The 728-nt window shown below is 51.9% G+C and carries 2 protein-coding genes; one reads left to right on the top strand and one right to left on the bottom strand.

The genetic code is table 11. The annotated features are described in order from the left end of the window. Window position 1: 1 nt before the first annotated feature. The gene (gene ilvN, locus J5224_RS32525; RefSeq protein ID WP_264629062.1) at window positions 2–301 is read left to right on the top strand and encodes an acetolactate synthase small subunit; all 300 of its coding nucleotides are present in this window, start codon (window positions 2–4) and stop codon (window positions 299–301) included. Window positions 302–315: 14 nt separating this feature from the next. On the opposite strand, the gene J5224_RS32520 is transcribed toward ilvN, so the two are convergent. Beyond that, window positions 316–666, bottom strand: a complete 351-nt coding sequence (locus J5224_RS32520) for a YebY family protein (protein ID WP_264629061.1) — start codon at window positions 664–666, stop codon at window positions 316–318. Between the last annotated feature and the right edge of the window lie 62 nt (window positions 667–728).

Genomic DNA, 728 nt, shown 5'->3' with positions numbered 1-728 from the left:
CATGCAAAATCAATCAACTTCGTCTCACGTAACGCTAGAACTGGCGGTACGCAACCACCCAGGCGTAATGTCTCATGTGTGTGGACTGTTCGCCCGTCGCGCTTATAACGTGGAAGGCATTCTGTGTATGCCGCTGGCCGGGGGCAAAGAGAGCCGTATCTGGCTTCTGGTGCAGGAAGACAGCCGACTACCGCAGATGATAAGTCAGGTGGAAAAGCTGGAGGATGTGCTACAGGTGCGCCGCCACGGTGCCGACGGCCCATTACCGCGATTAGCAGGATGCGCTGAGTCATCCTGCTAGCGGGCACATGGCGATTAATTACAGAGTTCGCGGCCTTCCATCATGATATCGACGGTAGACATTTGATAACCCGCCACTTGCGGATCCGGCTTGGTAACGGCTTTATTATTCAAAATGGTTGCCTTGCCCAGTTTACGGCCTGAATCAGCCAGCGCATTTGCCATACCATTAAGCGCATACACCTTGCCATCTTTACTGTTTTTCAGCACCACGATGCCCGTCGAACAAATGAGTTCCCCTTTCTCAAAGGTGAACGGCCATTTATCCCCGTAGCTTTTTGCCGTAATCGTTTTGCTTTTATCCCCAGCGGCATAAGCCCCTGCGCTCATCAACAGCACCAGCGCCGTAATCACGATCTTTTTCATTGTTTTTCCATCCATTGGTTATGATAGTAACGTGAACAACGGCAACCCACTGGGTTGCCGCT

This window comes from Candidatus Symbiopectobacterium sp. NZEC135, from assembly GCF_025962695.1.
Note: the sequence above shows the minus strand (reverse complement) of the source record. Positions and strands in the feature narration are given on the sequence as shown.

Excerpts from the sequence above, each read along its gene's own strand:
- J5224_RS32520 (WP_264629061.1), bottom strand. The coding sequence starts at position 666 with ATGAAAAAGATCGTGATTACGGCGCTGGTGCTGTTGATGAGCGCAGGG.
- ilvN (WP_264629062.1), top strand. The coding sequence starts at position 2 with ATGCAAAATCAATCAACTTCGTCTCACGTAACGCTAGAACTGGCGGTA.